Raw genomic sequence first — 13,691 nt, 5'->3', positions numbered from 1 at the left:
CTTGATATGATGATAGGATGTATTGTAAAATATGCATATCAGGAAGTCAAATTCATATTATACATAAAAATTATACCAAAATGGAATAATTGGAGGAAAACATGAACTATCATGAACTGAAGTACATTCTCTGCATTGCCAAATATCAGAATCTTACAAAAGCCGCACAGGAGCTTTATATTTCCCAGCCAACCCTGACCAAGCATCTCCAGAAACTGGAACGAGAAATGGGGACCAAGCTGTTCAGCCGCAGCGGAAACAGCTATACACCTACCTTTGCGGGCCGCAAATATATGGAGTATACCCGAAAGATCCTGCAGATACAACAGGACTGGGAAAAAGAGCTGAAAGATCTTACAGAAAATAATGAAGGAGAACTGAACGTTGCTTTCCCACTGATGAGGAGTACCTGTATGGTTCCTCAGATCATGACCTCTTTTTTTCAAAAATATCCTAAAGTAAAGGTCAATATCCTGGAAGAGGCATATTCTATCCAGGAAAAACTTCTGCTCAATGATCAGCTTGATTTTGGCATTTTCAATGAAGTACATAAACACCCCAAGCTGGAATACGAACTGCTGAAAAAAGAAGAAATCCTTCTGATCATGCCTCCGGAGCACCCATTGGCTGCTGCCGGCAGTGTATCCACTCACGGCATATACCCGAAGCTTGATCTCTCACTTCTGGCAGAAGAGCCTTTTATCCTGCATTTTCCGGAACAGACTACCGGACAGCTTTCGCTGGAAGCATTGAAAGCTGCCCATATCAAGCCTTATGTGCCAATACAGAGCCGCAACACAGAAACCTGTGTCAAACTCTGCATGCAAGGACTTGGTATGTGTTTCACCCCGGAAACCTATGTCCAAAATATGGACCTCCCTGTAAAACCAGCCTGTTTTTCCATTGGTGAAGATGGCGTTTTCAGCACACTGACAATTGCATACCGAAGAGGTACCTATCTCCCACAGTACGCCCGGGATTTTATATGTACTGCGAGGAAGGTCCTGTAGTGTTTTGATCAACATATATTGAAGCAAAAAATCTTCTGTTCAGAGGGAATGTTTTTGTTGCATTATTCTGAATATTCCTGTATAATTAACACAATAATCAAAACTCAAGAGCGTAACGTACAAGGGCGTACAGCACATATTTCCTGTGTCTGTACGCCCTTGTGCTATTTCTGCAGTCCTGCGATATTTCGCTTTGAGAAAGGGAGGCGATTTCTATGATGAATGCAATCGGAAGTGTGATAAACCAGATCGACAGTCTGGTGTGGGGCTGGTGGATGATCATTTTACTTCTGGGCACCCATATTTTCATGACCATCCGTACCGGTGTGATCCAGCGTAAGATTGGTACCGCCATTCGCCTGTCTGTCACCAAAGATACCAATGCGGAAGGTGAAGTCAGCCAGTTTGGCGCCCTGACAACAGCCCTTGCTTCCACTATTGGAACCGGAAATATCATCGGTGTCGGTACTGCCATTGCTCTTGGTGGTCCCGGTGCAGTCCTCTGGTGCTGGCTTACCGGTGTCTTCGGAATCGCCACCAAATACAGTGAGTCTCTCATCGCTGTAAAATACCGCGTCAAAACCAAAGACGGCCGTATGCAGGGTGGTGCTATGTATGCCCTGGAGCGCGGATTAAATATGCGCTGGCTTGGTCTGATCTTTGCCTTTTTCGGTGGCTTTGCTTCCTTTGGAATCGGATGTGCTACCCAGGTCAATGCCATTGCAACGGTATGTAATGAGAACCTTCATATTCCGCCGGCAGCGATCGGCATTGCTGTGGCAGTTCTTACTGCCCTTGTTATTTTCGGCGGGATCAAATCCATCGCCAATGTATGTGAACGTCTTGTTCCGTTTATGGCATTTTTCTATGTGATTGGATGTATCATCATCCTGGGGATCAATTTCGATTTTATCATTCCCGCAGTAAAAACCATCTGCAAATTTGCTTTTACCCCTGGTGCTGCTGCAGGAGGTCTTGTAGGACGTGGTATCATGATGGCCATGCAGTATGGAATCGCAAGAGGACTTTTTTCCAATGAATCCGGTATGGGTTCTGCCCCATCGCCGCTGCTGCCGCACAGACAAGAAATCCGGTTCGTCAGGCTCTCGTTTCCAGCACCGGTACATTCTGGGATACCGTTGTGGTATGTCTGATGACCGGTCTTGTTCTGGTAACCAGTATTATGAAAAATCCTTCGATCGACATGGGAAATATCACTGATGGCGGTGTTCTTACTACACTGGCTTTTCAGCAGATCCCGGTTCTTGGTCCTGTGATCCTTGTAGTGGGTATCATTTCCTTCGCATATTCTACAGTCCTTGGATGGGCATATTATGGCGAGCGATGCGTGGAGTATTTCTCCGGCAAAAAGGGACTCATTCCCTATCGTGTGCTGTACATTGCGGTAGCTGCCATCTCCCCTGTTATTTCTCTGAACCTGGTATGGACCGTAGCGGATATCCTGAATGCACTGATGGCTATTCCAAACCTGATCGCAGTACTACTGCTTTCCAATGTGATCGTAAAAGAGACCAAAAAATATATCAACGACCTGGATGCACGGGATGACACACCGGTGGAAGTGATCGATAAATAAAAAAACGATAAATATAAGCATTTTATATAACAAAGTTACAGCTCCGACTGCTTCTCATATTACAAAGCAGTCGGAGCTGTCCGTTTACAAATGTCTTCTTCACTTTTTTATAATACATCCTGCGCTTTCATCTCTTCGGACACAGTAAGATATTCTTTGCTGTTTTCCACGATACCAAGCTTCTCTTCCCAGGTAAGGTTTCGTTTGATCCTGGCCGGACTTCCCATTACCAGGGAGCCATCCGGGATCACCGTATTTTTAGTCACAAGGCTTCCGGCTCCTATGATACAGTCATTTCCGATCTTTGCACCATCCAGGATCACGGCTCCCATTCCGATCAGTGTCCGGTCTCCGATGGTACATCCATGGATCACCGCATTATGTCCCACAGTAACGTTGTTTCCGATATGGACCGGCATGTTGTGGCTCACATGAATGGTACAGTTTTCCTGGATATTGGTTTCTTCTCCGATCACTACCGGCGCATCATCTCCGCGGATCACCGCATAATATAATACACAGCTGTCACGGCCGATCGTTACATTTCCAAGGATCACAGACTGCTTTGCGATCCTGGCACCTTCTGCGATCTTTACATTTTTATAATTCATTTTTCCTCCTGAATCTGCTTTTTTTCTGTACAGAACCCTGGTATATAATCTGACTATAGACTCCGTGCACAACAGCAATTTTAATGTTTATACTGACTTTTTAACCTATATTATATTTCGTCCGGATCACAATATCTGTATACTGGTATTCCTTTTCCGGTGCCTTGCTGTCAAAGAGAAGCTGGAACAAAATAATCACCGGAGAATGTCCCTGTACAGCCGCATCCTGACCAATAAGGAAATTGATCGTCCCCTCTTTCAGCCATTTCAGATTTTCTTCCAGGAAATCATTGGCGATCACATGCATGGTTTTATCCTTTCCAAGCTTCTGCAAGGTCTGGCAGACACCCTTTACACCATGACCCGTAATATAGATCCCGGTCAGCTCCGGATAAAGCTCCAGAAATTCTTCCACGATCTTGGATGCCACCCATTCGTCATCATAAGAATACCTTATATCCACGATCTCGATTCCCGGAAAGCTTTCTTTGATCTCTGTCGTAAATCCTTTCTGCCTGCTGATCAGACCAGGATTGGCAACCTGTCCGGAAATTATGGCAACCTGCCCGTTTCCGCCTGTCATCTCCCACATCAGGCCTGCTGCCGTACGACCGGCCTGAAAGGTATCCTGTCCCACAAAGCATAACCTTTTTGTATCTTCCAGATCCGCATTAAAGGTAACTATCGGAATTCCATACTCTTCCTGATACTGATCGATCCTCGCTCTCAAAAGCTGATCCTCTGATGGAGTCAACGCGATTCCATTAAACCCCTTTTCCCGGAGTTCTTCCATTGCAGCCATTACTTTTTCCGGTTCCACGCCTTCGATCTCATAAATCTTTACTGTTCCGCCAAAGCTCTCTACTTCTTCTTTTGCTTCCAGGACTCCCTTTAAAACCTGCTGCATAAAAGGAGTCTCCATATACTGAAGGATCACACCGATACGGATTTTCCTCTTTGCCATGGCAAGGGCACGACCGGCACGGCTGGGCTGATATCCCATCTCCCGGGCGATCCTTTTGATCCTTTCCTCTACTTCCGGGCGGATACGGCCTCTGTTGTTCAGTGCCCTGTCCACAGTGCCTCTTGAAACTCCTGCTGCTTCCGCAATCTGTTGTAATGTTACTGCCATATTTTACCCTCCAAAACCTCTCCTGTGTGCTTTGTGTTCACGCGCACGCTCTTTTGTCTCATTATACACATTTACACTTTCTCAGGCAATCCCTGATTTCATTATTTTTATAATTTTCCTTTACGATCAGACAGGCCCGGCATAAACAGGTGCATTCCCTCAGCCAAAAATGCTTCCGAAAAAATCTCCGGAAGCATTTTTATCATTGCAAAACTGGTTCCCTTGTCAGTCCAGAAGCTCCTGTACCATCTCGGGGGTAAAGGTTACAGCCTTCACATGATCCACCTCGATCTGATACAGGGCATTGGCCGCAATATGCTCCGCAGCCTGCTCCAGATCACGGATTCCTGTGGTATCTTCAAATTTCTTAATTACTGCGTCCAGCGCCTCATCCGTTACGATACATTCTTCCTGTTTCAGGCTCATACGTTTCAGAACCTTGGGAAGCGCAAATCTGGAAAAGATGATCTTCTTTTCCTCCGGTGTGTAATCCGGAATATCGATCACTGCAAAACGTGACATCAGAGGTGCGCTGATCTGTGCCTTATCATTGGCTGTGGCAATAGGATAGACACCAACTGTCGGAACCATACATTCCATATAGTTATCTGTAAAACCAAGGTTATCCAGCAGTGTCAGAAGCACGTCTGCCGGATTTCCGTTTCCTTTACCTGATGCAGCCTTGTCAAGCTCATTGATGATAAATACCAGATTGGATTCTCCTGCCATGGAAAAAGCCTCCATGATAATTCCAGGCTTGGCATTTGCATAAACACGAGAGCTTCCTGTAAGCTGTTCCGGATCATTGATCGAACTCATATCCAGGGTTGTCCACGGCATTTTCAGGATTCTTGCAACTGCATAAGCGATCTGAGATTTACCGGTACCTGCCGGTCCTACAAGAAGCAGTCCGTAAGCAGGAAGTGTATGAGTACGGTTGATCTGAATGATCGTCTCAATGATCCTCTGTTTTACACGCTCCATTCCATAAAGCTCCTCATCCAGGATACGGCGTGCTTCCTTCGGATCAATAGACTCAAAATAATTATGCTTCCACTGAATATTCATCATGATGGAAAGTGCTCTCTGGGCATGGCGTCTTTCCTCCTGAGAAACCTCATGAGAACGGGCAACTGCCAGATTTCTTCTTGCCCAGAGACGGATATTATCCGGCATAGTCTTTCCGGCACAGTTCATAAAGTCGGTGATACTCTGAATACTGGTAAGCTTCATATCGTCACCGTCTTCTTCCTCATCATCGTTCTCATTTTCTTCTGCCGGCGCACTGCTTGCAAACAGACGCTCGATCATAAACTGAAGAAATCCGTCCTCAGCAGAAAGCTTGGTGCCTCCGCCAAAAGCAATCTCGCGGATTTTGTAAACAGCATATCCTTCTTCTGTATTCTGTCCTGAAAGACGGATGTTGATATGATTTTCTCCGAGCCATTTGATCAGGCTTGTAAAACGGGAATCGATCTTCAGGATGTCTGCCGGGAAAACACCGTCCTCTTCCTTAAACTCAAATGCAGTCTGCTTCGCAGGATTAGAAAAATATCCGCAAGAATGATGTTTCCACTCTCTTTTGCTGTTATCCAGGATCAGCACCGGTTTCTCCGGTGTGGCTTTTGTTTCATTGGAACGAAACGTTGTATATGTGCACTGGCTTTTTGTCTCTTTTTTATCTGCCGGTGCTGCGCTGAAATCAAAAACTGGCATATTTTTTACTCCTCTTTCTCTGAAAAATATCTTCATTCAGTTTATCATGGATTGGAAATCTCAACAACTGCTGATATGGTTTTTTATGCATTTTTTATTCATTTTTTGTATTCGTCATTTTCCCGTAAGTTGTTTAAACAGTTCCACAGTTTGCTGATTGACACTGCCTGTAAACTATGTTATCGTGCAATCATGTCTGCTTTCATTTTTTACAAAAGCTGACACAGTTACCATGTATGTGATTTACTGTTTTTCACGTCATTGTAATTGTATTTTTTTGGAGGAGGAAATGAGAAATCAACTTTCACAGCGGGATGATTTTTATCCACAGATCGTTAAGCTTGTCATCCCCATCATCATTCAGAATCTGCTAAGTGCAGCGGTCAATTCCGCCGATGTTATCATGCTGAACTTTGTAGGTCAGTCATCCATCTCCGCAGTATCCCTAGCAGCGAATTATTCCAATGTCCTGTTTATGGTATATTACGGTCTTGGTACGGGAGCCACCCTGCTTTGTGCCCAGTATTATGGAAAGGGAGATTACAAAGCCATTCAGATCATCGAGGGAATCGCTCTTCGTTTTTCCATGATCATCTCTGTTCTCGTGGCGCTCGTTGCATTTACCATGCCGCAGATGATGATGAAACTGTTCACCAATGATCCGAAGCTTCTGGCCATTGGTTCTTCCTATATCCGCATTATGGGTATCACCTATATCTGCTGGGGTATGACGGAGGTTTATCTGGCTGTTCTTCGAAGCATTGGCCGGGTAACTACCAGCATGGCGATGAATATGCTGGCATTTGGACTGAATATCCTTTTGAATGCGACTTTTATCTTCGGATTGTTCGGAGCACCCAAGCTTGGTGCTACCGGTGTGGCTATTGCTACTGCACTTTCCAGAATGATCGAGCTGATCGCCTGTTTTATTGTTTCTGCTTTCAGCAAAAATGTCCGACTGGATCTCCGATGTATGTTCACAAAAAGCAAACTGCTGTTCAGTGATTTCGTGCGGCTTTCCCTACCGGCTCTTGGCAATGATATTTCCTGGAGTATTGGTTTTTCCATGTACTCTGTGATCCTGGGGCATCTTGGTACGGATGCGGTTGCTGCCAATTCTCTGGTTGTAGTAGTCCGTAATATCGGCTCTGTTTTCTGTTTCGGTATTGCCAGTGCAGGAGGTATCCTTCTAGGCAATGTTATGGGGCAGGGCGATCTGGAACGTTCCAGGCGTTATGCTTCCAAAACACTGAAGCTTACTGTTATTGCAGGTTTTTTGGGCGGACTTATCGTTCTTGCCATCACACCGTTCGTAATGAGATTTGCGTCCCTGACACCCACTGCCATGCATTATCTGAAATATATGCTTCTGATCAACAGCTACTATATTATGGGGTCTGCCGTAAACACAACCCTGATCGCCGGTGTGTTCCGGGCAGGTGGTGATACAAAGTTTGGTCTGATCTGTGATACCATTGATATGTGGATATATGCAGTACCCCTTGGATTCTTCGCTGCTTTTGTACTGAAGCTGCCGGTTATGTGGGTGTATTTTCTGCTCTGTACGGATGAATTTGTGAAATGGCCATGGGTGATCAAAAGGTATCTCAGTGGGAAGTGGGCTAAGAATATTACCCGTGAGAATATATTTGAAAATAAATAGAATACAGAAACATTTTAGACGGCTGGAATCTGCGTTATTTTTCAAAAATTCGCTGTTTGAGCGAAGAAAGTTTCGGACTTTTGGAAAATAACTTTAGCAGGTTCCAGCCGTTCGTTACTCAACTACCGCTGCAGTCCTTCTATCACCATCTCTGTCAGACGCACAACACTTCCCTGCACCTCCCGGATCTCTTTCTCCGAAATACCATCCTTATGAAATCCCCCGGTGCAAACCACTCTCTTTCCCAGCTCTTTCGAAACCTTCTCCGCCATCCACCGGCAGATCACCTCGTCCTTATGTCCCGGAAAATTCAAAACTGAAGAAGTCGCACTCACAGAACCATCCCCTGTCAGAGACACTCTCGGTTCCGTCTGCACCACACATCCCAGATGAGGTCTCTCTCCGCCTTTCAGACAGATAAGCACATCCTCTCCGATAAATGCAGCACTGACCTCCAGCTCACAGCCTGCAGTCTCCACACACTCTTTTATAATCCATTCCATCTGCGATACTCCTTTGCTTCGATCCCAAACGGTTCCAAAAGCTTTGCCGCAATATGATACACCATATCATCAATGCTCTCCGGTTTATGATAAAACGTCAGCATCGGCGGAATGATCCGCACTCCCGGAAGCATGGAAAGCTCATAAAGATTTCGGAGATGAATCCCGCTTAACGGTGTTTCTCTGGCTGCCAGCACCAGTGTTCTCTGTTCCTTGACCGTCACATCTGCCGCACGCAGAATAAGATTATCTGCATAGCCACTGTGGATCCCCGCGATCGTCTTCATGCTGCAGGGCACGATCAGCATCCCCTCTGTTTTGAAAGAACCACTGGCCGGTTTTGCCCCAATTTCTCCCGGTGCACATACATGATCTGCCAATCGTTTCACATCCTCCGGTTCCAGCTCCGTCTCCTGGCGAAGAGTCAGCTCTGCACTGGAACTCATGATCAGATAAGACTCAAAATCCGGATTCTCCCGGATGATCTCCAGACATTTTACAAGGAGCGGCAGGCCGCTTGCACCTGTCGCACCAACTATAATTCTCTTTTTCATTTTTTCAGCCATTTCTCCGGATCCAGTTCCATAAAACGGGCTCTGTGAAAATCTTCCTTCAGATCATAAGGCACCGTACAGTCAAAAATAGTCTTGCATGCAATTCCATGATCACGGATACTTGGAGAAAATGCAGGATCATTGGACGGATCAAGAGGATGACAACGGACACCCGGAATGGTGATCACATCCACATCCCCCTGGAATCTCGTATTCATCGCCCAAAGTACGTCATTCATATCAAAACAATCCACATCTTCATCTACCAGAAATACATTTTTCAGCTCACTAAAGGCAGAAAATGCAAGAAGTGCAGCCTGACGCTGTCTTCCCTCATCACTTTGAGAAAGCTTTTTAAACTGAAGGACAGCCATATACTTTCCACCTCCGGCACTGTTGCAGTATACGTTCTGAAGTCTTCCAGGCATTGCTTTTTCCACCATGCCATAGATGCTGGCCTCTGTAGGGATTCCCGCCATGGATACGTGCTCCTCACTTGGCCCGATACAGGTCTGCATAATCGGATTTTCACGATGTGTCACTGCTGTAACCTTGATCAGCCAACACTGATCACTTGCAGGCCCTGTATATCCCGGAAACTCCGGCATGGCGTATCCGGTATTGCTGTTCTGATCTTCCTTTACACGCACACCCGGGATCACTTCTCCCTCGATCACGTATTCCGCATTGGCGATGGCACGCTCGTTAACGGTTAAACATTTACAGAGTTCCACCGGCTCTTTGCGCAGTGCACCGGCTACAGACAGCTCATCATACCCCAGTGGTGTTGTAGGCGGCTCAAAACAGGAACCGATCTCAATAGCAGGATCAACTCCGATACTGATAGAAATCGGCAGCCTTTGTCCCAGCTCCTCAGCACGCTCTGCCATTGCTCCGATATGTCTGGCACCAGGTGTAAAGAAAATGGAAAGCTCATCTTTTCCCTGAATGCAGAGACGGTGAATGGTCACATCGTGAACTCCAGTATCCGGGTGTGTGGCGTAGCACATGCCAAGTGTGATATACGGGCCCGCATCATCCGGTGTGTTCGTTGGCGCAGGAACCAGCTTATAGAGGTCAAAATCCGGATCTGCTGCCTTATGCACCACCTGCTGACACGGTGCATCGCCTTCAAGATCGACCGGTGGAATTGGATTCTCCACGCTTTTGCAGAGCATCTTTCCAAGATTTTCCGGCTGAGTGTCAAGTAAAGCAGCAACTCTTTTTCTGCTTGCCAGAAGACCGATAGCTACCCTTGCATCCGGGTGTCCTTTTATACGATTAAAGATCATGGCAGGTCCTTCCTTTGTGGGACGCTTCACCGTTCCACCGGCTCCTACATAACGATATACCCCTGCAAGCTCTGCCATCGGATCAACTTCCACCTCTGTTTCGATCAGCTGATCTGGCATCTGCTCCAGAAGTGCCAGAGCACTTCTCAGATCTCTTACTTTTTCTGCCATAAAAAACCTCCTGCGTTATCTTTATATTACTGTTCACTCCGTTCTCAGTAACATCTTTATTTTCTTATGTTATTTTATCTCTTTTTTACATGGTGAATCAATTCTTTCTATGATATAATTGTTTCCAATATGGAATGATTCGTCACTATTTTCTAAAAGGCAGGTGTTACCATGACTCTTGAACAGATCGACTATTTTATCTGTGCAGCTCAATCCCGGACTTTTTTTGATGCTGCAGAAGCTATGCATATCTCCCAGTCCTCCCTTTCCAAGCAGATCATGAAACTGGAAAAAGAACTGGAGCTTACCTTATGGGACCGCAGCAAGCGTACTGCTGTGCTTACTCCTGAAGGAGAGTTTTTTTACAAAGAAGCACTTAAGATTTCCAGACAGTATCATCGTTCTCTGGAAGCAGTGTACCATTTTAAGGACAGTAAGCTCCAGGCACTTCATATTGGAACACTTCCTTTTCTTTCTCAGTACCATCTTACTTCTGTGATACACAGTTTTTGTGATACACACCCGGAGCTTTCTTTTTCTCTGAAGGAGGTAGAAGACGAAGAACTTCTTTCCGGTCTTGAAAAAGACTTTTTTAATCTGATCTTTGTACGAAAACACATGATAGACCCGGAGCTCTATACTTTTCATGCTCTCACAGCAGACCGTCTGGTTGCTGTTTTTCCTGAAGCTCATCCCTCCGCGTCCAAAAAATCGGTTTCTCTTTCCGACCTAAAAAAAGAGACTTTTATCCTGATGCCTCCGCACACCTCCATTTACCGTTTCTGTATGCAAAGTTTTCATAATGCAGGGATCCACCCTCAGCTTCTGCGTACTGCCCGCGCAGAATCTATTGTCAGCGCAGTGGAAATTGGCGAAGGGATCAGCCTTCTTACAGAAAGCAGCTTTCAGTTCTTTCGTCAGCCTTCGCTTGTTGCTGTCCCGGTTAATGGACTGAAAAAGCTATCTGTTGGAATTGCCCATAAAAAAAATATGGCTCTCACAACCTCTGCAGAATGTTTTCTGCAGTTTGTGAAAAGCCATATGTAAGGTATTTTTTCTATAATCCAAGCATCATTCCCACACCATGTACCGCAAACGCAACGATCCATGCAGTGGCACACTGTACTACTACAATACCGGCGGCAGCTCTTACAGTTCCCATCTCCCGACGCACAGTTGCAATAGCTGCAACACAGGGTGTATAGAGCAAGGTAAAGATCAAAAATACGTAAGCAGTAAACGGTGTAAACAAATTCTGAAGCAATGCCGTATTTCCGCCCAGAAGGACTGTCAGCGTAGACACAACGCTCTCTTTTGCCATAAAGCCCGTGATCAATGCGGTGGATACTCTCCAGTCACCAAAGCCCAGCGGAGCAAAAAGTGGTGCCACGATGCTTCCAATCTGTGCCAGAAGGCTCTGATCTGTGCTGGTAACAAGGTTAAGACCTGCATCAAAGTTCTGCAGGAACCACACGATCAGCGTTGCCGCAAAAATAATTGTAAACGCTTTCTGGATAAAGTCCTTCGCCTTTTCCCAGATCAGCTGTCCTACACTTTTTGCAGAAGGAAGTCGATAATTGGGAAGCTCCATGACAAACGGAACCGGCTCTCCCTTATATTTCGTCTTTTTCAGGATCAGCGCATACAGGATCCCGCAGAGAATTCCTGCAAAATAAAGGCTGATCATCACAACTCCTCTCCACTGCTTCGGGAAAAATGCACTGGTGAGAAGTCCGTAGATTGGAAGCTTGGCACTGCAGCTCATAAACGGAGTAAGCAGGATCGTCATTTTCCGGTCACGTTCACTGGATAATGTTCTGGTTGCCATAATGGCCGGCACCGAACAGCCGAATCCGATCAGCATCGGCACAAAGCTTCTTCCGGAAAGTCCGATCTTTCGAAGGAGCTTGTCCATAACAAAGGCTACACGAGCCATATATCCGGTATCTTCCAGGATTGACAGGAAGAAAAACAAAGTAACGATCGTAGGAAGAAATCCGATCACGCTTCCGATACCGCTTAAAATTCCATCCACAACCAGTGACTGCAGTACTGGGCTGACACCTGCCGCCTCCAGTCCCCTGCCAATAAGTGCAATTACCCAGTTCACGACCATAGTCATTCCGTCTGAAAGCCAGGCTCCCAGATAATTAAACGTCATCACAAATACAATTGCCATAATTCCCACAAAACAGGGAATTGCTGTATATTTTCCGGTAAGGATACGATCTATGGCGACACTTCGTTTATGTTCACGGCTTTCTGCCGGTTTTACCACAGTTTTCTCACAAAGCTTTTCAATAAAATTGAAGCGCATGTTCGCAAGAGCTGCCTCACGGTCCAGACCGCCATCCTTCTCCATAACATGTACCAGCCCATCAAGAACCTTTTTTTCACCTTCAGGCAAATCCAGACGTTTTTCGATCAGAGAATCTTTCTCTACGATCTTCGTAGCTGCAAAACGTACAGGAAGTCCTGTTTTTTTTGCATAGGGTTCGATCAGATGAACGGCTGCATGGATACATCTGTGAAGTGCGCCTACCGGATCCTTCGGTGACTGATTGTCAGTACAGAAATCAATTCTTCCTGGTGCTTCTCTGTATCTTGCAACATGGACTGCATGATCGATCAGCTCATCAATTCCTTCATTCTTCGCTGCTGAAATAGGTACAACCGGAATTCCTAAAATCTCCTCCAGTTCATTGATCCGAACAGAGCCTCCATTTGCCCTTACCTCATCCATCATATTTAAGGCCAGCACCATTGGGATTCCAAGCTCCATCAGCTGCATGGTAAGATAAAGATTTCTCTCAATATTGGAAGCATCTACAATATTAATGATTCCTGTCGGCTTCTCATTCAGCAGAAAATCTCTTGTTACGATCTCCTCGCTGGAATACGGGGAAAGTGAATAGATTCCAGGAAGATCCGTTACCGTTGCCTCCGGATGCCTCCGGATGCTTCCTTCTTTCTTGTCAACAGTTACACCTGGAAAGTTACCAACATGCTGATTGGAACCTGTCAGCTGATTAAAAAGAGTTGTCTTTCCACAGTTCTGATTACCTGCCAGTGCAAACGTGATCGGTTCCCCTTTGGGAATCGTATCACCGATCCGGTTCTTACGATAATCTCGAGCCTTTCCAAGTTCTCCCACACCAGGATGAGCAATCGGCTGATGCCGTTCATTTTCTTTCTTCGTTTCCGTCATGGATTCGATCGATACGATCTCAATCTTTGCAGCTTCCGCCAGCCGCAATGTCAGCTCATATCCGCGCAGCACAAGCTGTACCGGATCTCCCATAGGAGCTGTTTTACGAAGAGACACTTCTGTCCCCGGTGTAAGCCCCATATCCAGAAGATGATGTCTCAGCTCCCCCTCGCCACGAACACTGATGATTCTGCCACATTCTCCAGTCTTTAATTTGTCCAGTGTCATATTGTC

10 protein-coding genes and 1 pseudogene are annotated in these 13,691 nt (G+C 45.8%); 4 read left to right on the top strand and 7 right to left on the bottom strand.

Translation table 11 applies throughout. The features are described from left to right. Positions 1–101 precede the first annotated feature (101 nt). Together EYS05_RS12770 and EYS05_RS12765 are read left to right on the top strand one after the other, a co-directional pair. Positions 102–1,010: a LysR family transcriptional regulator gene (locus tag EYS05_RS12770; RefSeq protein WP_022426354.1), complete on the top strand. Its 909-nt coding sequence runs from the start codon at positions 102–104 to the stop codon at positions 1,008–1,010. A gap of 218 nt (positions 1,011–1,228) precedes the next feature. Further along, positions 1,229–2,607, top strand: a pseudogene (locus EYS05_RS12765) (alanine/glycine:cation symporter family protein). Positions 2,608–2,714: 107 nt separating this feature from the next. Here EYS05_RS12765 and EYS05_RS12760 read toward each other — a convergent pair. From EYS05_RS12760 to EYS05_RS12750, 3 genes are all read right to left on the bottom strand, one after another. Continuing rightward, the gene (locus EYS05_RS12760) at positions 2,715–3,218 is read right to left on the bottom strand and encodes a gamma carbonic anhydrase family protein (RefSeq protein ID WP_138277317.1); all 504 of its coding nucleotides are present in this window, start codon (positions 3,216–3,218) and stop codon (positions 2,715–2,717) included. 100 nt (positions 3,219–3,318) lie between these two features. Further along, positions 3,319–4,350, bottom strand: a complete 1,032-nt coding sequence (locus EYS05_RS12755) for a LacI family DNA-binding transcriptional regulator (RefSeq protein ID WP_138277316.1) — start codon at positions 4,348–4,350, stop codon at positions 3,319–3,321. Positions 4,351–4,575: 225 nt separating this feature from the next. Beyond that, positions 4,576–6,066, bottom strand: a complete 1,491-nt coding sequence (locus tag EYS05_RS12750; RefSeq protein WP_138277315.1) for an AAA family ATPase — start codon at positions 6,064–6,066, stop codon at positions 4,576–4,578. Between the two features lie 289 nt (positions 6,067–6,355). On the opposite strand from EYS05_RS12750, the gene EYS05_RS12745 reads away from it, so the two are divergent. Then, positions 6,356–7,729: an MATE family efflux transporter gene (locus tag EYS05_RS12745; RefSeq protein WP_138277314.1), complete on the top strand. Its 1,374-nt coding sequence runs from the start codon at positions 6,356–6,358 to the stop codon at positions 7,727–7,729. A gap of 122 nt (positions 7,730–7,851) precedes the next feature. Here EYS05_RS12745 and EYS05_RS12740 read toward each other — a convergent pair whose 3' ends face one another. From EYS05_RS12740 to EYS05_RS12730, 3 genes are read right to left on the bottom strand one after another with little or no spacing between them, the layout of a single operon-like run. Next, positions 7,852–8,232, bottom strand: coding sequence for a prenylated flavin chaperone LpdD (locus EYS05_RS12740; protein WP_015524472.1), 381 nt, complete (start codon positions 8,230–8,232; stop codon positions 7,852–7,854). Further along, positions 8,217–8,786 (bottom strand): UbiX family flavin prenyltransferase, encoded by a 570-nt coding sequence (locus EYS05_RS12735; protein ID WP_044960990.1) that lies wholly within the window; start codon positions 8,784–8,786, stop codon positions 8,217–8,219. The genes EYS05_RS12740 and EYS05_RS12735 overlap by 16 nt, the downstream gene beginning before the upstream one ends. Then, on the bottom strand, positions 8,783–10,249 hold the full coding sequence (locus tag EYS05_RS12730; RefSeq protein WP_138277313.1) for a UbiD family decarboxylase: 1,467 nt from the start codon (positions 10,247–10,249) through the stop codon (positions 8,783–8,785). Before EYS05_RS12730 ends, EYS05_RS12735 begins: the two co-directional genes overlap by 4 nt. 171 nt (positions 10,250–10,420) lie before the next feature. On the opposite strand from EYS05_RS12730, the gene EYS05_RS12725 reads away from it, so the two are divergent. Further along, positions 10,421–11,296, top strand: a complete 876-nt coding sequence (locus EYS05_RS12725; protein WP_138277312.1) for a LysR family transcriptional regulator — start codon at positions 10,421–10,423, stop codon at positions 11,294–11,296. Between the two features lie 10 nt (positions 11,297–11,306). Here EYS05_RS12725 and feoB read toward each other — a convergent pair whose 3' ends face one another. Further along, complete coding sequence (gene feoB, locus EYS05_RS12720; RefSeq protein ID WP_138277311.1) at positions 11,307–13,685, bottom strand: ferrous iron transport protein B; 2,379 nt, start codon at positions 13,683–13,685, stop codon at positions 11,307–11,309. Between the last annotated feature and the right edge of the window lie 6 nt (positions 13,686–13,691).

The organism is Blautia sp. SC05B48 (assembly GCF_005848555.1).
Taxonomy (GTDB): domain Bacteria; phylum Bacillota; class Clostridia; order Lachnospirales; family Lachnospiraceae; genus Blautia_A.
The sequence above is the reverse complement of the archived record's forward strand: the minus strand, read 5'-3'. Positions and strand labels throughout refer to the sequence as shown.

Coding starts and splice junctions, on each gene's coding strand:
- EYS05_RS12770 (WP_022426354.1), top strand. CDS start 102: ATGAACTATCATGAACTGAAGTACATTCTCTGCATTGCCAAATATCAG.
- EYS05_RS12760 (WP_138277317.1), bottom strand. CDS start 3,218: ATGAATTATAAAAATGTAAAGATCGCAGAAGGTGCCAGGATCGCAAAG.
- EYS05_RS12755 (WP_138277316.1), bottom strand. CDS start 4,350: ATGGCAGTAACATTACAACAGATTGCGGAAGCAGCAGGAGTTTCAAGA.
- EYS05_RS12750 (WP_138277315.1), bottom strand. CDS start 6,066: ATGCCAGTTTTTGATTTCAGCGCAGCACCGGCAGATAAAAAAGAGACA.
- EYS05_RS12745 (WP_138277314.1), top strand. CDS start 6,356: ATGAGAAATCAACTTTCACAGCGGGATGATTTTTATCCACAGATCGTT.
- EYS05_RS12740 (WP_015524472.1), bottom strand. CDS start 8,232: ATGGAATGGATTATAAAAGAGTGTGTGGAGACTGCAGGCTGTGAGCTG.
- EYS05_RS12735 (WP_044960990.1), bottom strand. CDS start 8,786: ATGAAAAAGAGAATTATAGTTGGTGCGACAGGTGCAAGCGGCCTGCCG.
- EYS05_RS12730 (WP_138277313.1), bottom strand. CDS start 10,249: ATGGCAGAAAAAGTAAGAGATCTGAGAAGTGCTCTGGCACTTCTGGAG.
- EYS05_RS12725 (WP_138277312.1), top strand. CDS start 10,421: ATGACTCTTGAACAGATCGACTATTTTATCTGTGCAGCTCAATCCCGG.
- feoB (WP_138277311.1), bottom strand. CDS start 13,685: ATGACACTGGACAAATTAAAGACTGGAGAATGTGGCAGAATCATCAGT.